We start from the raw sequence: 26,171 nt of genomic DNA, 5'->3' as shown, positions 1-26,171 counted from the left end.
TCTGTTTCCATGGTGCCGCAGTGGCGGGTGCAGCGGATAGTGAACAGTGCAAGTTGACAGCTCATCAATGAGCAGGCCAGGGACGGGAGATGGCCTCACTCGTCGAGGCCGTCGAGGGCTGTCAGCATTGCTGCCTCGGCCGAGCGCAGGGCCGTGACGCTGTGCAGCGTCTCGGCGAGCGGGTCGAGGATGGCCGCGGTGTCGGCGCGGCCCTGTGCGCGCAGCCTGCGCAGCCGGTGCGGTGAGAAGTCCAGCATTCCGGTCATGTCGCCGCCGGGCCCCGCCGGTGCCAGCGGTCGACGGGGCCGGATCTCGATCATGCTGGTTCCGGGGAAGTCGTGGGCGTCCCAGGTCGAGCCCCGGGACAGGTGGACCACGATGACGATGTCGCAGCCCGCGTGCCGCACCAGCGCGCCGGCGGGGGTGTTGTCGGCGAGCCCGCCGTCCCGGTAGAGCCGACCGTTCAGTCGCCGGGGCGGCAGGATCAGCGGCAGCGCCGCGCTGGCCAGGACGGCCTGGCGGCAGTCATGGTCCGACAGCCCGTTGAGGTGCAGCCACTCCACCGACGCGCCCAGGCGGGACCTGACCACGTCCACCGCCCAGCCCCAGCGGTTGAGCGGGTCGATTCCCTCCACGGCGGGGAACGCGGAGACCCAGATGGGCGTCCCGGTGCGCAGCCGGCCGGGATCGACGTGCTCGGCGACCAGCCGCTCCAGGTGCTGGGGGCTGACGGCGGGGTGGGTCAGGCGCGAGGGCAGCCGGGCGAGCTGTTCGAGGGTGTTCTCGTCGCGGTCCTCCCGGCTGAGCGAGCCCGCAGGGCCTAGCCTGCCGACCTCGTCCCAGACCTCGGCCAGGTGGGCCGCCGCCGCGTCCAGCGAGTCCGACCCGGCGATGACCGCGCCGTTCAGCGCCCCGATGCTGGCACCGGCGATGGCGTGCAGCCGGGTGCCGACCGAGGCCAGGTACTCCAGCACGCCGACGTGGTAGGCGCCCTTGGCGCCGCCCCCGGACAGCACCAGACCGATGCGCGGAACCGGCCCGCGATCCGGCCCGGTGGGCGCACCGGGTTCCACTCCGCGCTGAGTCCCGGCAGTCCCGACGCGTTCCAGTTCCGACCCGGTCCCTGTACCGCTTCCCGGCGCCAGCTGCCGAGCGCGGCGGGCGAGTTCGCCGAGATCGCCGATCTCGCTCATGACTGCTGCTCCGCTGCCAGTGCGTCGCGACGCTTCCGCGCCGCTTCGGCCTGCTCGCGGACGACGCGCTCCACCAGCGAGTAGGGGTCGCTGGTGCGCGGCACCCAGCCGGGCCGCCGAATGGCCAACTCGCGTGCGGCTGCGGCTGGTTCGGGCGGACGCTCGGAGTCGGGACGGGTCCACAGCTCGGTGGCGTCCGCCACCATCGAGACCAGCGGGCCCTGTTCCGGGGCGAGCCCGGGTTGCAGCCCGGCGCCCAGGATCTCCGCGACGAGTCGCAGCCGCCCGGCGTCCGGCGCGTCCCGACAGTCGTCGTCGATCATGCGGGTGATGACGATCCCCGGGCGCTCCAGCACCGCTGCGGACCGCGGTGAGGCCAGGATCCGGTGCACCAGTCGGTCGCTGACGGTGTCGGTGCCGCTGAGCCGGGCGTAGCGCCCGGCCGGTCCCTGGGCGATCTCTCCGGCCAGCAGCACGATCTGCAGGATCCAGGGCAGACCCGGGTAGGTCCGTCCGGCCGACCAGCGTTCCAGCGCGAGTTCGAACGCCGTGTCCGCGTCCAGGCGCAGCTGCAGCATCAGCTGGGCCTCCTCCAGCGCGGAGACCCGGGCGTCCAGGGAGCCGATCCGTTCCTCGCAGGCCTCGGCGATCATGGCCACCACTTCGGCGAGCTCGCCGAGTTGGGCTGCGGCCCGGTCGGCGGTGCGGTCGATCCGGCGTCGGGTCTCCTGGACGTGCCTGGCGACCTCGGCGACGGCCAGGTCCGTCACCGTGACGTGGCCGGAGACCTCGGTGAGCCAGCTGACCAGGGCCCGCTGGCCGTCGGTGAGGGCCCGCTCGGTCAGCAGCGCCCGCTTGCGGTCGCTTCCGGTGATCCGGGCGACGATGCCGCCGATCGCCGACTGCTCGCGGCGGAACGAGTTGAGGTCGTCGGCCACCACCAGGGAGTTGGCGAGCTCCAGTAGCGCCCGGTCGGCGATCGGCGGCAGTTCCTGCGCGATTCTCGACACATCGGTGGTCGTGGTCATCCTGTCGCGCTCCAGTCTGTACCGGGTGTGCTGTCCGGGCCCTGGACCAGCGCCCGCACGGATTCCTTGCGCAGGGCCAGTACGTCCAGGGGTTTCCGCGGCAGGGTGACCGCGACGGCCGGGTCGGGTGTTCCGACGGCCTGGGTGAGCCGGTCGAGCAGGACGCGCACGGCCATCCGTCCCGGCTCCTCCGCGCAGGCGCCGAGGAACGAGTCCAGCAGGTACGGCACGCCCGAGCGGCGCCAGGCGTCCGAGGCGCGGTCCCTGACCCAGCCGGGGTCCCGGGCCGGCGGCTGCTCGCCGTCGGCGTCCAGGGGGAACAGGGTGCGCAGGAACGCGGACCGGGCCGATCCGGACGGATCCGCCGCGTCCGGGTCGGGGTTCGGGTCCGGCCAGAGCACGGTGGCCGCCTCCAGCGCCTGCCGGGCCGCGGTGCACACCGCGTGGTCGGCCGGGTCCGCGGTCCGCTCGGCCGTCGACCTGGCCGGGGTGAGCCTGCGCAGCACCGAGCGCAGTTCCGCGGAGGGGGGCTGGGCGATCCGGCCGGCCGGGGTGGACTCCAGTTGCGGCACCATGTCCACCCGGTTGACCACCACCCGCACCCCGGTGCGGCCCGGCCACACCAGCGCCTCGTCGACCAGACGCGCCACCGAGGCCTCGGCGCTCGCCTCCATCCGGGTGGCGTCCGCCACCAGCAGCAGTTCGTGGGCCCTGGCCACCTCGGCGGCCACGAATCCGTTCAGCACACCGGGCAGCAGGTTCTCGTCCGGTCCAGGTGTGTCCACCAGGACCAGCCAGCCGCCGACCGGTTCCCGCTCCAGCCAGGGCACCGGGACCACCACCTCGGGCGCGCGCAGCAGCTGGATCAGGGGCAGCGCCGTGTCCTGGAGCACCGACAGCGCCAGCCGGAGCAGGTCGTTGGTCTCGGCCAGTCCCCGGCGCACGGCGCGGGTTCCCGACCGGTGCGCTTCGGGGGCCGGCCGTGGCCCGCCGCTGATCGCCGTGGCGACCTGTGCGAGCTGCGGGGACCGTTTCACCGCGGCGGCCAGTGCGGACCGCCGGTCCGGGGCGGCCAGCCGTCCGGCGATGTCGGCCAGGACGGCGACGGTGGCGTCCGCGAAGGTCAGTACGGGCTCCGGGGTGCCCTGCCGGGTCACCGGCACCACCTGGGTCGGCAGGATGGTCATGGCCGGGCCGCGGGCCGGCAGCAGGTCCTGGCAGAGCAGCGCGTTGATCAGCGTCGACTTCCCCGCCTTCATCGGGGCGATCAGCGGCACGCGGTACTCCAGCCGTCCGGCCGGAGCCTCGCGCAGTGACGGCAGCAGCGCCCGCAGCTGCGCGGCGGTGTCCGGTGGCAGCGGAGGCGCCCCGCCGAAGGGCAGCCCGAGCGCGTCCCGGGCCGCGGTGTGCAGGGCGCTGAGGGCGTACACCCAGCGCGCGGGCATCGACGGGGGCAGCGGCCTGGCGGTCAGCCCCGACGGTTCACGCCGCACGGAGCTGACTCTCGATGTCGCGGCGCAGGCCGTCGACGGAGGCGTGGAACACCTCCAGCTCCCGGCGCAGGTCCGACTGCTCCTGCTCCTGGAGGGCGTTGTCCTGGGAGGACTGGTCCAGGATGTCCCGGTAGCGCTGCAGGAACGCCTCCACGTTGTCGTAGTACTCGTTGATCTGGTCCACCAGGACCTGGGACACATGGCTGCCCAGACTGGTCCGGATGCCGTTCACCTGCGCGGTGTAGGAGTCCCGCAGGGCCTTCACCAGGGCGTCGGCCCGCACCAGGTAGGTGGTGTCGGTGACGTCCACGCTGACCGTCTCGGTGAAGGTGGTCTTCCAGAGCCACATGGTCCGGTACGAGCGCCGGTGGACCTCGCGTTCCTCCTGGCGCTGGGTGGTGCGGGTCTCGCTCTCGGGGGCGGTCGCCGCCGCGACCGAACCGGTGGGCAGGCTCAGGTCGGGTACCGCGAAGTCGATGTCGAACTCCGCCTTGAGCCGGGCCGCGGCTCGCTGCACGATGGGCTGGACCTTCGCTCTCTCGGCATTGACGTACTGGAGTGCGGAGTCGCGCAGGGTCGACTCGATCCTGCTCCGTGCGGTGGCCAGGGCATCCTCCAACTCCCGGCGCGGTTGCACGGTGTGGGCGTGGATGAAGTAGTTGGCCGCGTCCTCCGAGTCGAACTCCAAGGTGTCGTCGCCGCGGACCCGGAAGATCTTCCGCACCATTCCGGTGAGGCCGCTGTCGCCGGCCGCCTCACGTCTGATCCCGTCCCGCAGCCGCTGGGTGATGGTGCGTCCGGAATCCGTGGCCGTGTCCAGGAGGCTGTCCACCTGCGCCCGCAGGCGCTTCACGATCGCGTCGGGGGGAGCCACGCTGTCGCGGAAGGTGCCGATCGTCGTCATCTCGTCCGCGATCTGTGCCGCGGCCTGGGTGAGCGTGTCCGACTTACGGCCGATCAGATCCCGCCGGGCGGCGATCGCCGCCAGCAGGTCGGCCACCTCGCCGGCCGCCTTGAGCAGAGCCGCCTCCAGCGCCAGCGGCAGTGCCCGGGCCCGCAGCCCGGCGATGGCCGATCCCAGCAGCGTGTTCATCTCGCTGAGCTTCCAAGCGCGCCGGGCCATCTTCTCCAGCCGGTGCAGGTCCAGGTCCTCGAGCTCGTCCTGCCAGTACAACGGCGAGGCCACCTTGAGGAGTTGGACCGCGTTGTCGCTCTCGGCGGGTGCCGGCACCTGGCCACCGCGCAGGTCGGCCAGCACCCGCACCGCGCGCAGCGCCCACTCGGCGGACGCGGTGAACACCCGTTCGTGCGCCGCCTGGTCCGTCAGCCCGAGATTGACGGCCGCCGAGCTGCGGATGCCGTCCGGATCGAGGTCGGTGTCGTGCTTGCGCTGGTCGATCTTGTTGACCACGGCGTAGAGCTTCTCCGTCCCGATGATGTCCAGGGTCGGCTGCATCAGGGTGCGGATCTGGGCGTCGGAGTGGCCGCCCATCTTGGTGTAGTCCAGTACCACCAGCACGATGTGACTCTCGGTCAGCTGGGTGCGGACCACCGCGCCGAGCATCGCGGAGAGGTCCTCCTCGTCCGGTCCGGGAGTGTCGATCACCACCAGCCGCCCCGGGCCCTCGCTCGCTTCGAGGTCCGGGGACCAGTACGAGGTGCGGATCACCGGGACGTCGGAGAGCTGGAAGGTGCCGCTGTTCCCGAAGACCAGAGCGGCGAGCCGGACCAGGTCGTTCAACAGCAGCAGGGTGATCTGGACCGCCTCGCGCCCGGTGCAGGTCCGCTTGAGGCCGACGTCCTGGCCCGAGGTGATCCGCTGCACCAGGTCGGCGAGGTAGGGGCGCTTCTCGATGATCTCGGGCCCACGCTCCCGCAGCTCCTTGCGCAGCGAGGAGATCAGCTTGCGGAACTGCGCCTCGTCGGCCGGGGTGATCGCCAGTCGCGGGGAGAACGGCTCGCGATTGGACAACTCGGTGTCAGTGGCCTGCCGTTCCAGCACGATCCGGGTGGGCAGGGTGGTCATGGCGGCCGCCCGGGCGGGCAGGAACTCGTACCCCACGATCGAGTTCACCAGCGTCGACTTGCCGGCCTTCATCGGGGCGACCACGGCCATCCGCAGCTCCCCCTCGCGCACAGCCTCCAGCTGGTGCTCCATGGCCTGCACGGATCCCTCGTGCCCGTTGAGGTTCCGGCTCCACGCCAGTTCCATCTGCTTGGCCTGGGAGAAGTTCTGCAGGACCTGTCCGATCAGGTCCACGACGTCTCTTCCCCGCTGCTCCTCGTAACTGTCTCCGCGCAGAACCATGGTGCACGACCCCCCCAGGACGGTTCGACCGGTGCCTGCCACCTGCCGATACGCTCCGTATGGTAGCTATGTCAGGCTGTGATCAGGTCTGTTTTGGCCCGCTTGATGTCCTGAATGTGTCTGGTACGACGGGGCGTTGTGCAGTCAGGGCCGCAGCAGCCGCCAGCGCAGTCCGCCGCCTAGGGCCGCGCCCAGGCCGACGGCCGCCAGGGTCTGCACCGGCGTCGGTGTTCCGTGCAGGGCGGACCAGAGCACGGCGGACAGCAGCCACGCCGTGGCCGCACCCGCCGCGGTGAACAGGGCGGTGTCGGTGACCCGGCTCTGCGCCCGCAGGCCGATCGCGGTGCGCCGGGGCAGGATCAGCATCGGAAGGACCAGTGCGGCCAGCGTCAGGAAAGCGATCAGGGCAGGTCGAACCGGTCGGGGCAACTGCAGTGTGTACTGCAGCGCCTGAGCGGCCGTCAGCGCCATCAGAAGCGCCCCGACGATCGAGGTCTGCAACAGTGAGAGCTGGTCGCGGCGGGTGCGGTCGGCTCGCTCGACCGCGGTGGACAGGCGCTCGGCGCACTCGGCGGCCCGCTCGGCTGCGGCGGTGAGGCCGGCCCGGGTCGCCGCCAGCTGCTCCCGCGCCCAGCGCGCCAACCGCAGTTCACCGTCGAGCAGGGCGCCGGCCGAGGTCCCGACGGCCGTCACGTTCTGCTCGCAGGCCGCGAGCGTGGCGTCGAGGCTCGCCATCAGCGCCAGGGAGCGGATGATGCCGCTGCGCCCGGTCCGCAGTTCGCTGAGCGCCGCCTCGGCGGCAGCCAGCCGGGCCACCGGAACCGGCCCTGGCGGGGAGGACCGCAGCAGGTCGGTCGAGGAGTCGCAGGCCTCCTCGACGCGGCGGGTCAGCCGGTCCAGTTCCGGAAGCTCCTGCCGCAGCAGGGCGCACTGGTCCCGCAGTCGGGCGCTGTGCAGCAGGATCAGCGTTGCGGGCGCCGCCCCGGCGGCGTTCCCCTGCCAGGCCCAGCGGCTCAGCGCCGGCTCGTCGGCGGTGCCCGCCAGGACCAGCAGCCGCCGCCGCTCCGGATGCGCAGAGGGGGGTGTCAGCTCCCAGAGCGGGAACCGGCCATCGGGTCCGGCCCGGAACGCGTCGGCCGCGATCCCCGGGGCCGACGGTGCCAGGTCCGCGGGCAGGCGCGCGCCCAGGCTCCGGGCGGTCGCTGCGGTGAGCGGTGCGGCGGCGATGGCGTCGGACACCGTGCCCAGCAGCAGCTCCGCGGACCCGAGCAGCCCCGCGGTCCCGGCCGGCACGGTGCCGGGGCCCAGCCGCTGCCAGGATTCGGTCAGGTCCCGCCAGCCGACCGCGTCGTCGTTGGGCGCGAGCAGCACGGACACCGCCGTCACGTCGTAGTAAGCGATCACCAGCATGATCCGGTGCGCGCCGGGGACCCGGCGCCGGCGCGCGGCCACGATCCGGGGCTGGTCCGGCCGGTCGCCCGCGGCCGTCGCAGGCAGCCGGTCCGGCCACGGCGGCAGCGCGTCGTCCAGGCCCAGCCGGTCGCCGGCCGACCACCACCGCTCCAGCAGGGCACGGGTCTCGGAACCCGGTTCGGCCACCCGGTCGGTCCGCAGGAACAGCTGCACCACCAGCGCGGCCCGGTGGACCCCGGCGGCCGTCACCGGGCCGGCGCCGGAGCCGGACCCGGCGGCGGTCCGGGGATCCGCTCGGTCAGCCGGTCCAGCAGCGGGACCAGGACCGCCAGGACCTCCTCCGTCGCCCCCGCCTCGGCGGCAGCGGCGGGCAGGTCGCCCTCCAGCAGCACCGGGCCGCGATTGGTCAGCCATCCCAGCGCCCGGTCGAAGGCCGCCGGATCGTCCGCCGCGAGCGCCGAGTCCAGCGCGGACAACGGCTCCGGCAGCGCCGTCCAGCGCGGCAGCGGCATCGACCAGTCCGTGCGGATCAGCTCCAACCGCCGTGCCGCCGCCCGTAGTCTGTCTTCCCGGATCGCCACTCGCAGCCCTCTGCTCCGCCGACTGATCAGCTGTCAGAGGTACATGATGGAACATCAGCGACCTCGGCGCGAGGCGTCCGGATCGGGGGAGGCGCCAGTGGACCAGGAATCCGCCCTGTACGACATCGTCTGGGGAATGGTTCGGCACTTCTTCGACGCCTTTGAGCGGAGTGCCGAACCCAGGGATCTGGACGTTGTTCTGACGGCCTATCAGACCGCGCAGTCCCGCTGCCCGAGCCGGTCCGCGCAGACCCGGTCGCTGGCCGTCGACCTGATGACCGCACTGGTCGACAGGTTCGAGAGTCTCGGCACCGACCTGACGGACCTGGCCGCGGCCATCGCCATCGGCGAGGAACTGCACGGCGGTTCGCCGGATGCAGCGGTCGGCGCGGACAGCGCCCTGCTGCTCACGCTGGCCCACTGCTACCGGCTCCGCGCCCAGGTCCCCGCGCGGCCGGGCGCCGGGGACGGGGACGGGGCCGGGGCCGGGGACGGAACGGGAGACCTCGATCGCGCGGCGGACCTCGCCGAGCAGGTGATCGCCCAGGGCCCGGTGTCCGCGAGGGCGGACGCGCAGGCGTCCCTCGGCGTCATCCTGACCGCCGGCTACCGGGCCGGCCGCGGGCGGCCGGACCTCGAACGGGCGCTGGGGCTGCTGGTGGCCGCCCTGTCCGGGAGCAGGGACCCCTCGGCGCAGCTCGGCATCGCCAACGACCTGGCCGGGGCGCTGCACCTGTGGTTCGGGACCACCGGGGACATCGAGAGCCTGGACCGGGCGGTCGAGCTGATGGACCAGGTCGCCGGGACGGTTGCCGACGATGACCCGCAGGCACCGGTCTACCTGGTGAACCTCGGCGTGCTGCTGGCCACCCGCGGCGAGCGGACCGGTTCCGAGGACGACCTGGACCGGGGCGTCGCCACGCTGAACGCCGCTCTGGCACTCCTGCCGCCCGAAGGCGTCCGGGCGGCGCATGCCCGCTCACTGCTGGCCGAGGCGCTGCGCATCCGGTCGCTGCGGGGCGGCGGCCGGGACGACAGCGGCCAGGACGACGCTGTCGAAGCCGCCCGGGCGTCGGTCGAGGCGTCCGCCGTGGTCATCGGCAGCCAGGGGGCGCCGGAACTGCACCTGGCCAACGCCCTCGCCCAGCGCTACCTGCTGCACGGGGAGTTGGCGGACCTGGACGAGGCCGTGCGGGCCGTGACCGCCGCGGTGTCCAGGACACCCGCGGCCCATCCCCGGATGCCGTCCTACCTCACCGCCCAGGCCAACCTGCTGGTCCAACTGAACCAGCGCACCGAGGAACCGGAACTGCTGGACCGCGCCGTCGACGCGGTGCGGCGGGCGGTGGATCTCACGGCCGAAGGCTCCCCCGACCTCGACGCCCTGCTCAGCAACCTCGCCTACGTGCTGCGGCTGCGCTACCTGACCGACCACGACCGCACCGACGACCTCGCCCAGGCCCTGGCGGCCGCCGAACGGGCGGTCGCCCTCGACCCCGACCGCGCCCACCTGACCGGGGCCCGGCTGAACCTCGCCAACGTCCGGCACCTGGTCTACGAGCACAACCACAACCCCTGGGCGCTACCGATCCCCGACTCCGCCGACGCGCGTGACGCGGCGTACCGCGCGGCGGAGGCGGCCGTCCCCGAACAGCCCGGGCACGACGCGGTGCGCGCCCGCGCCCTGCTGGTCCTGGGCATGGTCGCCGAGGCCCACCACCGCTACGAGGCGGACCCCGCCGCGCTGTCCCGCGCGGTGTCCGCCTACCGCGACGCCGCCAGGACCACGGGGGCCCCGATCCTGGTGCGCGCTCTGGCGGCGGCCGACGGCGGCGTGCTGGCAGCGGAACGCCGGCTCTGGGACGACGCCGCCGAATGCCTGGACCTGGCGCTGGACCTGCTGGGGCCGCTGACCGAGCCGACACTGCTGGGCTGGGAGAGCCGGGAGCTGCAGATCAAGAAGTTCTCCGGGCTGGCCGCCGCGGCCTGCGCCGTCCAACTGGAACGGGACCGGCCCGATCTCGCCCTGGCCGCGCTGGACCGGGGCCGGGGCATCCTGCTCGCCCCGGCCTGGGGGATGCGTTCGGAGGCCGAGCGGCTGCCCGCGGACCAGGCCGAGCGCTACCGCGCGCTGATCCGCGCCTCCTTCGAGGACGGACGGGCGACTGACGCCCCGTTCACTGCCGCCCCACCGCCCGGTTCGGCGGAGGCGACGGAGGACGGCGCGGCGCGGCGGCGGCGCGCCCGGGCCAACCGGGAGCTGCTGACCGATCCCGCGGTGCGCACGCTGTACCCGCCCACCGACCTGGACCGACTGCGCCCCCTGCTCGGCGACGGCGCGGCCGTCAGCATCAATCTGGACGACAGCCGCTGCGACGCGCTCATCCTCACCGCGCAGGGCGTGCAGTCGCTGCGCCTGCCCGAGCTGACCCACGACGACGCCCTCGGCCGGGCCCGCCGCTTCCTGGAAGCCGTCGAGAACCCCACCGCCACGGCCGTGGACGACGCGCACGAGATGACCGAGTGGCTGTGGGACGTGCTCGCCGGCCCGGTGCTGGAGCGTCTGGGCCACCGCGGCGCCGGCGGCGCGGAGGGCCGGGTGTGGTGGATCCCGACCGGAGCGCTCAGCCTGCTGCCGCTGCACGCCGCAGGCCACCACCGCGAGCAGGGCCGGCCGAGGACCGTACTGGACCGGGTGGTCTCCTCCTACTCGGCCACCCTGCGGGCGCTGGCCCGCGATCTGGGCCGCACACCGGCCAGGGGCTCCGGTCCCGCCCTGGTGGTGGCCCCGGGGCGGGGAATCCCCGCGCCTTTGGCCGACGCGATCCGGCTGACCGGCCCCGCGGCGACCCGGCGCGCGGTGCTGGACCACCTCCCGGACTGCGCCGTGGTCCACTTCAGCTGCCACGGCCGGGCCGACCCGGACTCCCCGGCGGACAGTTTCCTCCGGCTCCACGACGGCCCGTTGCGCTTCGCCGACATCGCCGGCCAGGACCTGCCGAAGGCCTGGCTGGCCTTCCTGGCCGCCTGCGAGACGGCGGTGCCCGGCGAGGAGACCGAGGACGAGGCCATCCACCTCTGCTCGGCCTTCCAGCTCGCCGGGTTCCCACACGTCATCGGCACGTTGTGGCAGGTACTGGCCGAGACCTCGGCGGACGTCACCCTCGCGGTCCACACCGCGCTGCAGCGACCGGGCACCCCGGTCCCACCGGCCCTGGCCGTACACCGCGCCGTCCACGCCGCCCGGGACGCCTACGCGGACGCCGGCCCGATCGCCTGGGGCGGCCACGTGCACTTCGGCCCCTGAACGCGCTGAAGCCTCAGCCGTCGGTCCGGGGGTCCGGCGCGGGCAGTTCCACCGTGATGCGGAGGCCGCCGGCGGGGCGTGGGGTGAGGGTGAGGGTTCCGTCGTGGGCCAGGGTGATGGTCTTGACGATCGCCAGGCCAAGGCCCACGCCGGCGTGGTCGGTGCGGACCCGTTCGGTGCCGCGGCTGAAGGGTTCGGTGAGCGTCGAGACCAGCTGCGGGGTGAGCCGCTCACCGGTGTTCTCGACTGTGAGCACCGCTCTGCCGAAGCGCACGCCGGTGCTCACCCACACGGTGCCCCGGTCGGGCAGATTGTGGACGATCGCGTTGTGCACCAGGTTGGTGGTCAGCTGCAGCAGCAGCGCCTGGGACCCCGTCGTGGGGGTGGGGTCGGCGGAGGTCGCGATGGTGACGCCACGCTTCTCCGCGAGCGGCAGCAGCGTCTCGGTGGCCTCCTCGGCCAGCAGCGACAGGTCGACGGGTTCCGGGGTGAACGAGGTCTGGTCGGCACGGCTGAGCAGCAGCAGCGCCTCGGTGAGGTCGATCGCCCGGGTGTTGACGGCGCGCAGGCGGTGGAAGATCTCGCCGGTGTCGTGGGTCGGATCGGTACGGGCCAGGTCCAGCAGCGCCTGCGAGATCGCCAGCGGGGTGCGCAGTTCGTGCGAGGCGTTGGCGGCGAACCGCTGCTGGCCGGCGACATGTGCTTCGAGCCGGGCCAGCATGGCGTCGAAGGCGTCGGCGAGTTCGCGGAACTCGTCGTTGCGGCCCGGCAGCCGGATCCGGTGGGACAGCGACCGGGTGGTGGCCAGCCGGGTGGCCTCGGCGAAGCGGGTCAGCGGGGCGAGCATCCGGCCGGCCAGGATCCACCCGCCCACCAGGCCGAACACCAGCAGGATGGCCAGCACCTCGGCCGCCCTGGGGGCGAAGACCTGAAGCAGCCTGGAGCGGACCGGGAAGACACCGCCATTGAGGCTGCGGCTGTCGGGGACGTAGAGCATCGCCCGGTCGGGGACGTAGCGCAGCAGGAACAGCCACACCGCCGCGAGCAGCAGGACGCCGGCGACCATGAGGAATCCGGCGTAGCTGAGGGTGAGCTTGAGGCGGACGCTCAACCCGGGCGCTCGCTCCATGGTGTCCTCATCCATGCTGTCCTCCCTCGGCTCCGGCCGACGGCTGCCGGTCGATGCGGTAGCCGACGCCCGGGACGGTGGTGATGATCCAGGGCTCGCCCAGGCGCTTGCGCAGCGCCGAGACGGTGATGCGCACGGCGTTGGTGAAGGGGTCGGCGTTCTCGTCCCAGGCCCGCTCCAGCAGTGCCTCGGCGCTGACCACACCGCCCTCGGCGGCGACCAGGACTTCGAGCACGGCGAACTGCTTGCGGGTCAGCGCGACGTAGCGGTCGTCCCGGTAGACCTCGCGGCGGAACGGGTCCAGGCGCAGTCCGGCGATCTCGCGCACGGGCGGCCTGCTGTGGCCGCGCCTGCGGTCGAGCGCTCGGAGCCTGAGCACGAGCTCCTGGAGTTCGAAGGGCTTGGTGAGGTAGTCGTCGGCGCCCAGTTCGAAGCCGGAGGCCTTGTCGTCCAGCCGGTCGGCCGCGGTGAGCATCAGGATCGGCATGTTGCTGCCGGAGGCGACGATGCTCTTGGCGATCTCGTCGCCGGAGGGTCCGGGGATGTCGCGGTCCAGGACGGCGATGTCGTAGACATTGACGCTCAGCAGTTCCAGGGCGGTGTCGCCGTCACCGGCGATGTCGGCGGCGATCGCCTCCAGGCGCAGGCCGTCACGGACGGCTTCGGCCAGAAAGAGTTCGTCCTCGACGATCAGCACACGCATGCACCCGATGCTACGAGCCGGTACGTATCGTCGGCGTATCGGAAAACCCATACGCGCCGGCAACATCGCGCCGCGTTGACTGGCGGCATGCACCACACCCCGCCGGCAGCACAGACCGAACCGCAATCCGCACCGCAGACCCCTGTCCCTCCCGAGGGCCCCGCCGGGCCGCGGGGTGCGCGCATCCGCTCGGTGCTGCGCGGCCTGCTGCGCCCCGGGCCCTGGCGGCGCGGCCCGGTGCTCGCGGCGCTGGCGCTGCTGCTCGGGCTGCTGATGCTGCTGCACGCGGAGATCCCCAACGGGTGGACCGGGAACCTCGGCAGCCTGGTGGAGACCTTCCTGCCGTGGTTCGGACTGTTCGTCCCGGCGCTGCTGGCCGGGGCGCTGTGGCGCCGCTCGGCCGCCGCGGTGGTCGCGCTGCTGCTGCCGGTGGTGGTGTGGCTGAACCTCTTCGGCGGACTGCTCGGCGACAAGTCGCAGCCCGGCAGCCAGCTCACCGTGGCCGAGCAGAACGTCGACGCCGGCAACCGCGACCCGGCCGGCACCGCCCGCGCCCTGGCCGCCTCCGGCGCCGACCTGCTGGCCCTGGTGGAGCTGACCCCGCAGGCCACCGGCGTCTACGAGAAGGAGCTGGCGAGGACGTACCCGTACCGCACCGTGCAGGGCACGGTCGGGCTGTGGAGCAAGCTGCCGCTGTCGGACACCCGGCCGATCGACGTCATGGACTTCGGACCGCTGGCGGCCACCAAGACCGCCGCCCAGGAACTGCCCGCGAACCGGGCGCTGCGCACCACCGTGGCCACCGACCACGGACCGCTGACGGTGTACGTGGCCCACCTGGGGTCCGTACGGGTGAACCCCCGGGCCGGCTTCTGGACGGCCTCGCGGGACATCGGCGTGCAGGCCCTCGGCCGGGCCGTGGCCGCCGCTCCCAGCAAGGCGGTGGTGGTACTCGGCGACCTCAACGGCAGCACGGACGACCGGGCGCTCTCCGGCCTCACCTCCCAGCTGCGCTCGACCCAGACCGCGGCCGGGGCCGGCTTCGGCTTCACCTGGCCGGCCCGGTTCCCGATGGTGCGGACCGACCAGATCCTGGTCCGCGGCGTGCAGCCGGACCGCTCGTGGGTGCTCCCGGCCACCGGCAGCGACCACCTGCCGGTGGCGGCCGGCATCAGCTGGTGACCTGCCGGACGTATCGGACGTATCGCCGGCGTATCGAAAACCGCATACGGACCGGCAACACCGCGCCGCCTTGACTGAGGGCATGCACTTCAGCCAACCAGCACCGACTGCGGGCAGCAGACTGACCGTCAGGTCGATCAGCGCCACCGAGCACCTGGCGTTCGTCCGCACCCAGCGGTCGGTCAGCTTCCTGCAGACCCCGGCCTGGGGTCGGGTCAAGACCGAGTGGCGCAGCGAGTCCCTCGGCTGGTACGACGGCCGGCGACTGGTCGGTGCAGGGCTCGTCCTGCACCGACCGGTACCGCGGCTCCGACGCTTCACCCTGGCCTACCTGCCCGAGGGGCCGGTCATCGACTGGACCGGTGAGCTCGCCCCGTGGCTGGACCCGCTGGCGGCCCACCTCAAGGCACGCGGCGCCTTCGCGATCCGGCTCGGCCCGCCGGTGCCCACCGACGCCTGGAGCGCCGCCCAGGTCAAGGAGGGCATCGCCGCCCCGGGCACCAGCCGGCTCACCGACATGCCCGCCGATCGGACCGACCCGGTCGGCGCCCGGGTGGCCGACCGGCTCCGCGCCGCGGGCTGGCTGCCGCAGAGTCCGGAGGACGGCTTCGGGGTCGGGCATCCGCAGTTCAAGTACGAGCTCCCACTGGCCGGCCGGACCGAGGACGACCTGCTGCGGGGCATGAACCAGCTCTGGCGCCGCAACATCAGGAAGGCGACCAGGGCGAACGGGGGAGTCGAGGTCACCGTCGGCGCGGACCTCAAGGCGTTCCACGACCTCTACGTCCACACCGCCGAACGCGACCGCTTCACCCCGCGGCCGCTGCACTACTTCGAGACCATGTTCGCGGCGCTGAGCGCCGAGGACCCCGAGCGGATCAGGCTCTACCTGGCCCGGCACCAGGGCGATCTGGTCGCCGCCGCCGTCCTGATCCGGGTCGGCGGCCGCGCGTGGTACTCCTACGGCGCCTCCTCCACCGAGAAGCGCGAGGTACGCGGCTCCAACGCCTGCCAGTGGGCGATGATCCGCGACTCGCTCGCGGGCGGCTGCGACGTCTACGACCTGCGCGGCATCACCCCCACCCTGGACGCCGACGACCCACACGTCGGGCTGGTCCAGTTCAAGGTCGGCACCGGCGGCCGGGCGGTGCGCTACGTCGGCGAGTGGGACCTGCCGCTGCGTCCGATGGTCTACCGGGCCTTCGACCTCTACATGAAGGGGCGCGGACGGTGAGGATCACCATGTACGGATGCGGGCCGGACGAGGCCGCCCTGTTCCGGCAGATGGCCCCCCGCTTCGGTGTCGAACCGACCGTCACGGCGGCGCCGGTGTCCGAGGCCACCAGCGAACTCGCGCTCGGGAACCGGTGCATCAGCGTGGGCCACAAGACCCGGATCACCCGTCCCACCCTTCGGGCACTCGCCCGGATCGGCGTGGCGTACGTCTCCACCCGAAGCGTCGGCTGCAACCACATCGACGTGGAGTACGCGGAGGGCCTCGGCATCACCGTCGAGAACGTCGCCTACTCGCCCGACAGCGTGGCCGACTACACGTTGATGCTGATGCTGATGGCGGTACGGAACGCGAAGTCCACGGTCCGCCGCACCGACCTGCACGACTACCGGCTGAACGAGGTCCGCGGGAAGGAACTGCGCGACCTGACCGTCGGCGTGGTCGGAACCGGACGCATCGGCACGGCGGTCGTGGACCGGCTGCGCGGCTTCGGCTGCCGGGTACTGGCGTACGACAACCGCCCCAAGATCGCTGCCGACTACGTTCCGCTCGACGAACTGCTGCGGCTGAGCGACCTGGTGACGCTCCATGCGCCGCTGAATGCGGACACGCACCACCTCCTCGATCACGAACGTATCGAGCGGATGAAACCCGGCGCATTCGTCGTCAATACCGGACGCGGTCCGCTGATCGACACCGAAGCCCTGGTCGCCGCACTGGAGAGCGGCCGGCTCGGCGGTGCGGCCCTGGACGTGGTCGAGGGCGAGGAAGGAGTCTTCTACGCCGACCGCAGCAGCACACCCATCGAGAGCAAGCCGCTGCTGCGACTCCAGGAACTGCCGAATGTGCTCATCAGCCCGCACACCGCTTACTACACCGACCACGCACTGAGCGACACCATCGAGAACTCCATCACCAACTGCCTGACATTCGAAAGCAGGAACCAGCATGGCTAGGCTGAAGGTCGGAATCATCTTCGGAGGCTGCTCCGAGGAGCACCCCGTCTCCGTCAAGTCCGCGCAGGAGGTCGCCCGAAACCTCGACACCCGGAAGTACCAGCCGTTCTACGTCGGCATCACCAGGTCCGGCGCCTGGCGGCTCTGCGAGGGGCCCACTCCGGACTGGGAGGACGGCGACTGCCGCCCGGCGGTGCTGTCGCCGGACAGCAGCGCTCCCGGACTGCTCGTCCTGGAGCAGGGACGGTACGAGACGATCGCTCTGGACGTGGTGCTGCCGGTTCTGCACGGCAGGCTCGGCGAGGACGGCGCGATGCAGGGACTGCTGGAACTCTCCGGAATCCCCTACGTCGGCTGTGACGTCCAGAGTTCCGCCCTGTGCATGGACAAGTCCCTCGCCTATGTCGTCGCCCGCAGCGCCGGAATCGCCACACCGGACTTCTGGACCGTCACGGCGGACCAGGACATCGACCCGGACCGGCTCAGCTATCCCGTCTTCGTCAAGCCGGCTCGTTCCGGGTCCTCCTTCGGCGTCAGCAAGGTGTCCGGGAGGGAGGAACTGCTGAGCGCGGTGGAGGCCGCGAGGAAGTACGACTCGAAGGTGCTGATCGAGGCGGCCGTCGTCGGCAGCGAGGTCGGCTGCGCCATCCTGGGGAACGAGTCGGACCTGGTCGCGGGCGAGGTGGACCACATCTCCCTCTCGCACGGCTTCTTCAGGATCCACCAGGAGAACAAGCCCGAAAGCGGCTCCGACAACTCGACGCCCATCGTTCCCGCCGACATCCCGGCCGAGTCGCGGTCGCTGGTGCAGGAGACGGCCAAGGCCGTGTACCGCGCCCTGGGGTGCAGGGGGCTGTCGCGGGTGGACCTCTTCCTCAAGGACGACGGAACCGTGGTCCTCAACGAGGTCAACACCCTGCCCGGGCTGACCTCCTACAGCCGCTACCCCAGGATGATGGCGGCCGCAGGCCTGCCGCTGACCGAGGTGATCGACCGGATGGTGTCGCTGGCCCTGAGCGGGAAGAGCCGATGAACGACGACTTCGTCTTCGTGGACGAGCTGGTGCCCGGCATACGCTGGGACGCCAAGTACGCCACCTGGGACAACTTCACCGGCAAACCGGTGGACGGATACCTGGCCAATCGGATCGTCGGGACCAGGACGCTGTGCGCGGCCCTGGACAGGGCGCGGGAGGAGGCCGAAGCACAGGGTTTCGGCCTGCTGCTCTGGGACGGCTACCGCCCGCAACGCGCTGTGGACTGCTTCCTGCGCTGGTCGGAACAGCCGGAGGACGGCCGGACCAAGCCCCGGTACTACCCGAACATCGCCAGGGCCGAGATGTTCGAGCGCGGCTACGTCGCCGCCAGGTCGGGCCACAGCCGGGGCAGCACCGTCGACCTGACGCTCTATCACCTGGCCACCGGTGAACTCGCCGCGATGGGCGGGGACCACGACCTGATGGATTCGATCTCCCATCACGGCGCCCAGGGGATCGCGCCGGTGGAGGTGAGGAACCGGCAGTGCCTGCGCACCGTCATGGAAGCCAGCGGGTTCAGCTCGTACGCCTGCGAGTGGTGGCACTACACGCTGAAGGACGAGGCCCACCCGGACACGTACTTCGACTTCCCCATCGCTTAGAGCAGACCCAACAGGATCTCGGCGACCGCCTTGGGTGCGGTCACCATCAGGTCGTGGCCGGAGTCGACCACCCAGGTCTGTTCCTTCCCGGCCAGGGCCTCGGCCGTGCCCGGGGGCGACATCGCCAGGGACGACGTGGTGTGGATCTCGGCGCGCGGGATCCGCGTGAGCGCGGCCGGGTCGTTGAGCCGCAGCGGCTGCTCGAAGCACTTCCAGGGATGCGGTGTGAGCTTGTCCCACATCCATGACACATCGTCAGGGTCGGTCACCCCGTAGTACCGGACGGCGTCGGAGTCCGGCCACAGCACCAGTTCGACGCCGTCCACCACCCGGGATCCGGCCCGGGCCGCGGCCATCAGCAGGCCGGCCACGGCGACGAGGGACTGTCCGTCCTCGGGGATCGCGGCGTCGAGGTAGACCAGGCGGCCGACCCGGTCGGCCGCCCGGTCGGCGACCCCGGTGATGACCATTCCGCCGTAGCTGTGCCCCACCAGGACCACCTCGGTGAGGCCCTCGTACGTCAACACGCCCACGACGTCCGCGATATGGGTGTCCAGGTCGATGTCCGGGCTCAGCAGGTGCGCACGTTCGCCCAGGCCGGTCAGCGTGGGCGTGTACACCTCGTGCCCCGCCGCTCGCAGCAGGGGCGTCAGCCGCTGCCAGCACCAGCCGCCGTGCCCGCCACCGTGCACCAACACATAGGTCGCCACTACTGCCTCCGTACTCCGCCTCGCACCGTCTCTCGCCGGGCGAGCACAGCAAAGCACAGGGCTGAGAACCCTGCTAGGCATAAGTGAGACTGTGATTCTCGCCGTGTGGTGAGGCGCCGTCAGGTGCGACTGGCGGCCTCCGCCAGGACCGGGGTCGCGGCGAGGTAGGCCGCACCCAACAGCGGTGCCCTCCAGTCGAGTTGTGCGGCAGCGACGACGGTCCTGCCATCCCCGTGCCGGGCGCCAGCGATGCCCTCGCGCAGGGGTGGGGCGACCAGGTCCCACGAGGTGGCGATGGATCCGCCGATCACCAGGATGTCCGGGGCGAATGCGGCGAGCATCGGACCGAGCGCCTGCCCCAGCGCGTGGAAGGCGTTGGTGAGGACCCGGGCTGCGACGCCGTCGCCGGCCCGGGCCCGCTCGGCTATCTCGCGGACGTCGGGCTCCCCGGACCGGCCCGCCTCCTGCTGGGCGCCCGCGTCCTGGGCGTAGGCGCGCCGCAGCGCGCGGCGGGACACCGTCTCCTCCAGGGGCCGGCCCTGATACTCCATCAGGTCGATCCGGCCGCCGGGCGGGATTCCGGGGCCCTGCCGCACGATACCGCCCTCGCGCAGGAAGCAGGAGCCGACACCGGTGCCCAGGGTGAGCCCGGCGACCGTGCGGTGTCCCCGCGCGGCGCCGGCCTGCCACTCGCCGTAGGCGAAGGCGTCCGCGTCGTTGCAGAAGCCCAGGGTGGGGCGGCCGGGCAGGCGGTCGGTGAGGGCGGTGCGCAGGTCGAAGCCGTGCAGCGCGTCGAACTTGCCGACGCCCTGGTAGCGTCCGATGCCGCGCTCGTAGTCGAACGGGCCGGGCAGTGCGATGGTCCAGTGCCGCGCGGCCGGCCCGGGCAGCCGTCCCGCGCAGCGGACCAGCGCGGCCACGAACTCGTCCGTGCCGGCCGCGCTGTCCAGTGGTTCGCGGAAGGAGGGGCCCAGGCTGAGGCCGCCCGCGGCGACCTCCACCTGAGCAGCCGTCACATGGGTGCCGCCGACGTCCATCACCGACACCGTGGTCGCTGCGTCGGAGGTCACCGGACGAACGCCTTGACGTAGCGGACCGGCCCGGCGCCGAGGGCCCGGACCCGGTAGTCGCCGACCGAGGCGGGCACGGTCAGCGTCTCGGCGTAGGCCAGTTCGTAGCGGTGTCCGCCGTGCGTCTCCAACAGCAGGCCGTCGCCCTCGACGACATTGAGGATGTGGAACCGTCCGTCCGTGGTGTCGTCCGCGGCGCCGTCCGCGGCCAGTTCGAACCTCCGCACCTCGAAGAACATCTCCGGCAGCCGGCCGATGACGTCCTCGTTCCAGCCGTCGCCGGAGCGCAGCGTCGCCGGGTGCTGCACCAGGTCGCGGGAGACCGCGTCGCCCGATCGGGCCGGGTCCAGGTTCCGGAAGGCGTGGCCGACGTGGACCGGCCGCTGCCTGCCCTCACGGTCCTTTCGCAGCCAGTCGTAGAAGCGCAGGCTGTAGAGGTAGGGCGTGGCGCTGATCTCCAGGACGACGTTGCCCTCGCCGCTGCCGTGCGGGGTGCCGCCGGGGATCAGGAACAGCTGGTGCTGTTCGGCGGGGAAGGTCTGCACGTAGCGTTCGATGTCGAAGGCCACGCCGTCGTGCACCGCCCGGTCGGCCTCCCGCCGGAAGGCGTCCAGGTCGGCGTCCTGCTGCAGGCCCAGGAACACCTTGCGGTCGGAGCCGCCGACCATCATGTAGTAGGTCTCGTGCTGGGTGTAGGGCCAGCCGAACACCCGCTGCATGTAGTCGGACTGCGGGTGGCAGTGCACGGAGAGGTTGCCGCCGCCGACCGTGTCGAGATAGTCGAAGCGGATGGGGAAGGACGTGCCGAAGGCCGCGTGCACGGGCCCGCCCAGGACCTGCTCGGGGTGGACGGCCACCAGGAGTTGTAGCGGCACCTCCACGCGCGGGCCGTCCGGGGCGCCGACCAGGATTCCGCTCTCCGGGGCGATGAGTTCGTAGCCGAGCGCGGTGTTGGGGGCCTTGGGGTTCATGCCCAGCTCCTGCTGGGCCCAGTGCCCGCCCCAGGAGGTGGTGTTGAAGGTGGGGCGGGTCCGGAACGGCTGTCCGGCGAGGTCGGTCAGGGCCTGGCGCAGCACCGGCCCCTCCAGCCAGGTCGGACCGTGCTGGTGCTGGGTGTCCAGCCACAGGTCGATCCGGTCGGCGAGCGAGTCGCGGTGACGGTCGAGCACCGGCCAGTCGATGTAGAACAGGCGGCGCGTGGTCCCGGCCCCGGTGCCGGCCGGTTGCCCCAGGTTGCCGCCGGTGCCCGCCGTGATCTGCGCCTCGGCGTAGCGTTTGGGCAGGTCGGCGTACCAGAGGAGGTCGTGGGCCGGCAGCGAGGCGCCGGGGCCGAGGACCACGGTGACGGCGTCGGCGGCTGCCGCCGGCTGCGGTACCGCCCGGAAGAAGTCCGCCATCCCGGCCTGCGACAGCGGCGCGAAGTCGGGGTCGTCGGCCAGCTCGGCCGAGGCGGTGAGCGCGAGGATGTCCTCCCAGGCGGCGAAGTGGTCGCGCATGTCGACCTGGTGCACATCCAGTCCGCGCTCGGCGAGGGCGTCGCGGATCCCGGTGGCCAGGGCCTCCCAGTCGACGGCGACCGGCCCGTCGACGGCCAGGACCTGACCCGGGGTCAGCCGGGCCAGGGCCTGCCGGTATCCGGATCCGACCGCTGCGGTGACTGCGTGACAGGGTTCGGCTTCGTAGCTGCGTACGGGCGACATCGCGATGTGCCGGGCCTTTCGAATACGAGGGTAGCGTTGGTGAGCGGGCGTGTTGACGCAGGGTCAGGCGCCGTGCGGGCGACGGCGGATGCCGCTGAGCGTGCCGATGCCGTCCACGGTGATCGAGTCGGGGAGGGACTCCGGGTCCCCGCCGTCGGCGAAGGACGGGTTGAGGTCGAAGAGCGCGGACATCACCGCCTCCGCCCCGGCGGCTCCGGCGATTGTCTCCCGATTGGAGACACCCCGTTCGGCGACCCGGGCCCGCGGTCGTCCGTCCGGGCCGGTGACGATCTCCATGGCCTGCCCCCACAGGCCGCCGGAGGCGGCCGAGGAGAGGTCGCGCAGCAGTGTGAGGGCCCGGTCGCGGAAGCCGAGCCGGGCCAGGCCGTGGGCGGTGACGCCGGGCCAGGCGCAGAAGGCGCCGCCGGCGCCGTGGTCGGGGCGGTCGGAGGTGGCGGCGATCGGGTCGTTCGGGCTCAGCGCCCGCATCCAGCCGGCGACCAGCAGGTCGCTCTCGACGAAGTCGGCCATCTCGCGCCGCACCCGGGGGTCCAGGTCCTCGTGCAGGGAGGCGGCGACCAGCCCGAAGTCCAGGCAGTGGCCGATGGTGTCGGTCGCGTCCGGCCGGCGTATGTGCCAGCGGCCGTCCCCGGCGTAGAGGTCCAGGACCGCGTCGGCGAGCTGCCGGGCCTCGGCCGCGGCCCGGTCGGCGTCCTGGTGGCGGCCCCGCCGCCGGTACAGCCCGGCCAGCGAGCGGGTGGTGCCGACATAGGCGCCGTTGAAGGAGGCGACCACACCGGTGTAGCTGGGCACGCACTCCAGCAGCTGCCAGGGGTCGTCGCCGAAGTCGGCGAGCACTCCGCCGGTGGCTGGGCGGCGCCGGTCGCGCCAGCCGAAGCCGAGGCGCTCCAGGTGTTCCAGGACGGTCGCCGCGCCGGCAGGTGTGTCCAGGAAGCCGGTGTCGCCGGTGATGCACACATAGTGCTCGATCAGGCGGAACAGGGCGTGGTCGTTGGCGCTGTAGGCGTTGCCCAGGGGGCCGCCGCTGCGGGCGTCGATGCCGAAGGACTCCCGGTAGGGGCCGGCCAGGACGCGCAGCAGCCAGGACCGCAGCCCGGCCGGTTCCAGTAGGGCGTACATCCGGCTCCACTCGCTGTGGTCCCAGAAGTAGGTGGTGGTCGGGCCCAGGCGCGGCCCGCCGGTGAGGAACACCGGCTCGCCGGGCCGGATCCGGGTGTTGCGCATGTAGAGCAGTTGCAGGGCGCCCATGTAGTAGGTCTTGGCCAGGCCGGCGTCCTGGGTGTCCAGGGTCGGCAGGTGCCCGGAGAAGTCGGGGTTGCCGGGGGTGAACATATGGGTCCAGTGCCGGTGCCAGCCGTCCTCCCCGGCGCGCAGCGTGGCCTCGAAGTCCCGTGCGGCAGCCCGGGCCTGGGCGCGTACGTCGTCGGTGTCGGTCCCGTAGGCGCAGGCGATGCCGACGGTCAGGGTCTGGCCGGGTTCGACGTCGAGGGTCCAGGTCGCGCGGCCGCCGGCGCCGAGGGAGCTGAGGGCGGGGGAGGGCCCGGAGAAGGCGTAGCCGGCCCGCGCCGCCGAGCGGGTGTCCTCGACGGTGAGTTGGGGTTCGGGGTCCTCGGTGGTCCGGGAGGTCCAGCGGTGCGATTCGGTCCAGTGCCGGGTCCTGGCGACCTCCTTCCCGTCGACGGTGAGTACCGCGTGGTCGGCCTCGACACGGGCGCTGACGCGGTGCCAGGTCCCGTCGGGCAGCGTTTCGGTGCCGTACTCGCGCTCCCCGGTGATGCCGAGCCACAGCCGGCCGTCCTCGACGCCGATCTGCAGCGAGTCGGGGTGGTTGCCGTGGGTCAGCACGGTGCCGGACTGCCCGGCGGCGTCCAGGCGCAGGTCGAAACTGACGGCCGTGCCGGGGGTGAGCACGAAGGCGTCGAAGGCCGCCTCGTCGTCGGGGGTGAGCGTGACCGGCCCGTCGACGTCCAGGACCGGGCCGGGGCCGTCGTCGCCGGAGCTGACCTGGAGCGAGCGCACCGTTGCGGCCACGCCGGTGCGGGGTTCGGGTTCCTTGTCGGGGCTGAAGTGCGAGGGCAGCGCGTCGTCCAGCAGCATCGGGCCGGTGTCCTCGTCGCGCTGGATGCCGGGGACGCGCGGCCTGCCCAGCCGCAGCAGCCGCGGTGCCGGCGAGAGCAGGTAGGACGGGGCGCGGCCGCCGGTGGTGGCCCGGATCCGTTCCAGGGCCATGAAGTCGTGGTGATTGCCGTGGTTCCAGGGCACGTCGTAGAGCCAGCCGTAGCCGGTCTCGGTGTGCGCGACCATCGCGTACAGGTCCTGGGACAGTTCGACGGTCCTGGTCCGGTCGTCCTCGTTGGTGACCGAGATCTGCCACAGCAGCAGGTCGCGGGAGAGGGCCATCCGGGTGTCGGTGCGTATCAGCAGCCCGTCGCCGCGGTGTTCGCGCAGCACGCCCCAGGGCTTCCAGCGGAAGCGCTGGGCGGCCGGGGTGCGGCCGTCGACCCGCAGTTCGCCGGTGTGGTAGCCGAGGGTGAACGGGGGTGCGACCAGCCAGGAGGTGGACGTCAGGTCAGAGTTGACGTGGCTCTGCCCCAACTGGTTGCGCAGCGAGGGCAGATGGGCGATCTCCTCCGCGTCCACCCAGTGGCCGGCGACGTCGTCCAGGTCGGGGACGCCGAAGGTGGTGCGGGTCACTTGGTGGCTCCCGAGGTCAGGCCGGCGATGAACTGCTTCTGCAGGGCCAGGTATCCGGCGACCGGGATCACCGCGGCCAGGAACATCACGCCGAACAGCTGGGCGTAGTTGGTGGAGTACTGGCCCACCGACAGGTACAGGCCGGTGGTGATGGTCTGCCCGTGCAGCGGGCCGAGGATGAACTGCGGGTTCATGAAGTCGTTCCAGATCCACAGCGACAGGAAGATGGTGACGGTCGCGGTGGCCGGGCGCAGCAGCGGCATGATGATGGTCCACCAGATCCGCAGCGTGCCGGCCCCGTCCACGGTGGCGGCCTCGACGATCTCGGCGGGGATGGAGCGCAGGAAGCCGGAGTAGACGAAGACCGCGAAGGACAGGTAGCCGCCGCCGACGTTGGCCAGGATCAGCCCCGGATAGGTGTGGTCCAGGTGGAGCAGCGTCAGGATCCGGATGGTGGGCAGCAGCAGTACCGCCGGCGGGATCATCAGGCCGGCCGAGAAGCAGGCCAGGACGATCCGGCGGAAGCGGGCCGGGCGGCGGCTGAGCCAGAAGCTGAAGGCGGCGCCGAGCGGGATGATCAGCAGCACCGAGGCGATGACGGTGACGGCCGAGTTGGTCAGGCCGATCTGGATGATCCGGTCCGGTCGCGACAGGGCGTCGGTGAGGTTGTGCAGGGTCGGCGGCGCGGGCGGCGCGGCCGGGTTCCTGACGATCTGGTCCTGCGTCTTGAAGGCGTTGACGATGGTGAGGTAGATCGGGCTGACGAACGCCAGGGTCAGCAGCCCGGCCGCGACCAGGTAGCTCCTGGAGGTCCAGACCCGACGCCTGGTGCGCGGTGCGGGCGCCGGGGGTTCGGCGGCCCGTCCGGTGGTCGTCGGTCGCTGCGAGGTCGATGCGATCACAGGTCCACCTCCCGGCGGCGGAGCAGGCCGGTCACGATCAGCGAGATGACCGCGGAGACGGCCAGCAGCAGCATGGCCACCGCGGAGGCGTAGCCGAACCGGTCGTCGGTGAAGGCGAGCTTGATGATGTAGAGGGCGGTGGACTGGGTCGAGTCGGCCGGTCCGCCCGAGGTGAGCACCGCGATGATGTCGTAGAGCTTGAGCATCGTGATCAGCGAGATGGTGACGCTGATGGTGGTGCCCGGGGCCACCATGGGGAAGGTGATCGCCCGGAACCGCTGCCAGCGGCCGGCCCCGTCCACCATGGCGGCCTGGTACAGCTCGACCGGGATGGACTGCAGCGCGGCCAGGTGCACGACGGTGGTGAAGCCGGTGAGCACCCAGGTGGCGACCAGGGCGATGGAGAACATGGCCAGGTGCGGGCTGCCGAGCCAGGTGACCGGATGGCTGATGATCCCCAGCGAGCCCAGGATGTTGTTCAGGACGCCGTCCTGGGCCAGGACGTAGCGCCAGACGAAGCCGACGATCACGCCCGACAGCACCTGCGGCAGGAAGGCCAGGGTGCGCATCATCCGGAAGCTCAGCGAGGTCCGGTTCAGCAGCATCGCGAACGCGATGCCCAGGGCGTTGGCGGCCAGAGTGACCACCGCGGCCAGGACCAGGGTGAAGGTCAGGCTCGCGGCCAGGGCGCTGTCGTGGAGCATCTCGGTGTAGTTGGCGGCACCGATGAACCGGGCGTGGTCCTGGAGCGGGTTCTCATTGGTCAGGCTCTTCCAGGCGCTCATGACCACGGGGACGAGGATGAACAGGGCGTACAGTCCCATCGCCAGCACGGCGATGGCGCCGAGGGCTGGGTCGCCGCGACGCGGCCGGACTCGGGTGGTCAATGGCGTGTTCCCTTGGAGGAGG

20 protein-coding genes are annotated in these 26,171 nt (G+C 72.2%); 6 read left to right on the top strand and 14 right to left on the bottom strand.

The window, feature by feature from the left end; genetic code table 11:
- Positions 1 to 95: 95 nt before the first annotated feature.
- The 6 genes from ABUW04_RS03565 to ABUW04_RS03540 form a co-directional block, all read right to left on the bottom strand.
- Positions 96 to 1,193 (bottom strand): patatin-like phospholipase family protein, encoded by a 1,098-nt coding sequence (locus ABUW04_RS03565; RefSeq protein WP_380562583.1) that lies wholly within the window; start codon positions 1,191 to 1,193, stop codon positions 96 to 98.
- Positions 1,190 to 2,221, bottom strand: a complete 1,032-nt coding sequence (locus ABUW04_RS03560) for a hypothetical protein (protein ID WP_380562581.1) — start codon at positions 2,219 to 2,221, stop codon at positions 1,190 to 1,192. The genes ABUW04_RS03565 and ABUW04_RS03560 overlap by 4 nt, the downstream gene beginning before the upstream one ends.
- Positions 2,218 to 3,714, bottom strand: coding sequence for a hypothetical protein (locus tag ABUW04_RS03555; protein ID WP_380562579.1), 1,497 nt, complete (start codon positions 3,712 to 3,714; stop codon positions 2,218 to 2,220). Before ABUW04_RS03555 ends, ABUW04_RS03560 begins: the two co-directional genes overlap by 4 nt.
- Entirely contained in the window at positions 3,704 to 5,974 is a 2,271-nt protein-coding gene (locus tag ABUW04_RS03550) for a dynamin family protein (RefSeq protein ID WP_380562577.1), read from the bottom strand. Before ABUW04_RS03550 ends, ABUW04_RS03555 begins: the two co-directional genes overlap by 11 nt.
- Before the next feature lie 192 nt (positions 5,975 to 6,166).
- Positions 6,167 to 7,684: a CATRA conflict system CASPASE/TPR repeat-associated protein gene (locus ABUW04_RS03545; protein ID WP_380562575.1), complete on the bottom strand. Its 1,518-nt coding sequence runs from the start codon at positions 7,682 to 7,684 to the stop codon at positions 6,167 to 6,169.
- Complete coding sequence (locus tag ABUW04_RS03540) at positions 7,681 to 8,016, bottom strand: hypothetical protein (RefSeq protein ID WP_157623906.1); 336 nt, start codon at positions 8,014 to 8,016, stop codon at positions 7,681 to 7,683. The genes ABUW04_RS03545 and ABUW04_RS03540 overlap by 4 nt, the downstream gene beginning before the upstream one ends.
- 97 nt (positions 8,017 to 8,113) lie before the next feature.
- Here ABUW04_RS03540 and ABUW04_RS03535 point away from each other — a divergent pair, with 97 nt between their 5' ends.
- On the top strand, positions 8,114 to 11,323 hold the full coding sequence (locus ABUW04_RS03535; RefSeq protein WP_380562573.1) for a CHAT domain-containing protein: 3,210 nt from the start codon (positions 8,114 to 8,116) through the stop codon (positions 11,321 to 11,323).
- A gap of 13 nt (positions 11,324 to 11,336) precedes the next feature.
- Here the strand turns inward: ABUW04_RS03535 and ABUW04_RS03530 are convergent, their stop codons facing one another.
- Positions 11,337 to 12,452 carry a sensor histidine kinase gene (locus ABUW04_RS03530; RefSeq protein ID WP_380563434.1) on the bottom strand — a complete coding sequence of 372 codons (1,116 nt, stop codon included), beginning with the start codon at positions 12,450 to 12,452 and terminating at the stop codon, positions 11,337 to 11,339.
- Positions 12,453 to 12,459: 7 nt separating this feature from the next.
- A complete protein-coding gene (locus ABUW04_RS03525; protein ID WP_380562571.1) occupies positions 12,460 to 13,155 on the bottom strand; it encodes a response regulator transcription factor in 696 nt (231 codons plus the stop codon).
- Positions 13,156 to 13,242: 87 nt separating this feature from the next.
- Between ABUW04_RS03525 and ABUW04_RS03520 the strand changes: the two genes are divergently transcribed.
- The 5 genes from ABUW04_RS03520 (at position 13,243) to vanX (ending at position 18,165) form a co-directional block, all read left to right on the top strand.
- Entirely contained in the window at positions 13,243 to 14,337 is a 1,095-nt protein-coding gene (locus ABUW04_RS03520; protein ID WP_380562569.1) for an endonuclease/exonuclease/phosphatase family protein, read from the top strand.
- An 82-nt stretch (positions 14,338 to 14,419) separates the two neighbouring features.
- Complete coding sequence (locus tag ABUW04_RS03515; RefSeq protein WP_380562567.1) at positions 14,420 to 15,571, top strand: lipid II:glycine glycyltransferase FemX; 1,152 nt, start codon at positions 14,420 to 14,422, stop codon at positions 15,569 to 15,571.
- 8 nt (positions 15,572 to 15,579) lie between these two features.
- Entirely contained in the window at positions 15,580 to 16,527 is a 948-nt protein-coding gene (locus ABUW04_RS03510; protein WP_380563432.1) for a D-isomer specific 2-hydroxyacid dehydrogenase family protein, read from the top strand.
- Positions 16,520 to 17,560, top strand: a complete 1,041-nt coding sequence (vanA-Sc, locus tag ABUW04_RS03505; RefSeq protein WP_380562565.1) for a D-alanine--(R)-lactate ligase VanA-Sc — start codon at positions 16,520 to 16,522, stop codon at positions 17,558 to 17,560. The genes ABUW04_RS03510 and vanA-Sc overlap by 8 nt, the downstream gene beginning before the upstream one ends.
- Positions 17,557 to 18,165, top strand: coding sequence for a D-Ala-D-Ala dipeptidase VanX (vanX, locus tag ABUW04_RS03500; RefSeq protein WP_380562563.1), 609 nt, complete (start codon positions 17,557 to 17,559; stop codon positions 18,163 to 18,165). The genes vanA-Sc and vanX overlap by 4 nt, the downstream gene beginning before the upstream one ends.
- On the opposite strand, the gene ABUW04_RS03495 is transcribed toward vanX, so the two are convergent.
- The 6 genes from ABUW04_RS03495 to ABUW04_RS03470 all read right to left on the bottom strand — a co-directional run bounded on the left by ABUW04_RS03495 (position 18,162) and on the right by ABUW04_RS03470 (position 26,149).
- Positions 18,162 to 18,875: an alpha/beta fold hydrolase gene (locus ABUW04_RS03495; protein WP_380562561.1), complete on the bottom strand. Its 714-nt coding sequence runs from the start codon at positions 18,873 to 18,875 to the stop codon at positions 18,162 to 18,164. The two genes, vanX and ABUW04_RS03495, sit on opposite strands and share 4 nt — an antisense overlap.
- A 119-nt stretch (positions 18,876 to 18,994) precedes the next feature.
- Positions 18,995 to 19,945 carry an ROK family protein gene (locus ABUW04_RS03490; RefSeq protein ID WP_380562559.1) on the bottom strand — a complete coding sequence of 317 codons (951 nt, stop codon included), beginning with the start codon at positions 19,943 to 19,945 and terminating at the stop codon, positions 18,995 to 18,997.
- Positions 19,942 to 21,645, bottom strand: a complete 1,704-nt coding sequence (locus ABUW04_RS03485; RefSeq protein ID WP_380562557.1) for a class I mannose-6-phosphate isomerase — start codon at positions 21,643 to 21,645, stop codon at positions 19,942 to 19,944. The genes ABUW04_RS03490 and ABUW04_RS03485 overlap by 4 nt, the downstream gene beginning before the upstream one ends.
- A gap of 63 nt (positions 21,646 to 21,708) precedes the next feature.
- The gene (locus tag ABUW04_RS03480; RefSeq protein ID WP_380562555.1) at positions 21,709 to 24,360 is read right to left on the bottom strand and encodes a LamG domain-containing protein; all 2,652 of its coding nucleotides are present in this window, start codon (positions 24,358 to 24,360) and stop codon (positions 21,709 to 21,711) included.
- On the bottom strand, positions 24,357 to 25,262 hold the full coding sequence (locus ABUW04_RS03475) for a carbohydrate ABC transporter permease (protein ID WP_380562553.1): 906 nt from the start codon (positions 25,260 to 25,262) through the stop codon (positions 24,357 to 24,359). Before ABUW04_RS03475 ends, ABUW04_RS03480 begins: the two co-directional genes overlap by 4 nt.
- On the bottom strand, positions 25,259 to 26,149 hold the full coding sequence (locus tag ABUW04_RS03470) for a carbohydrate ABC transporter permease (protein WP_030258592.1): 891 nt from the start codon (positions 26,147 to 26,149) through the stop codon (positions 25,259 to 25,261). Before ABUW04_RS03470 ends, ABUW04_RS03475 begins: the two co-directional genes overlap by 4 nt.
- Positions 26,150 to 26,171: the final 22 nt, after the last annotated feature.

Source organism: Streptacidiphilus jeojiensis (genome assembly GCF_042510965.1).
Taxonomy (GTDB): Bacteria; Actinomycetota; Actinomycetes; order Streptomycetales; family Streptomycetaceae; genus Streptacidiphilus; species Streptacidiphilus jeojiensis.
The sequence above is the reverse complement of the archived record's forward strand: the minus strand, read 5'-3'. Positions and strand labels throughout refer to the sequence as shown.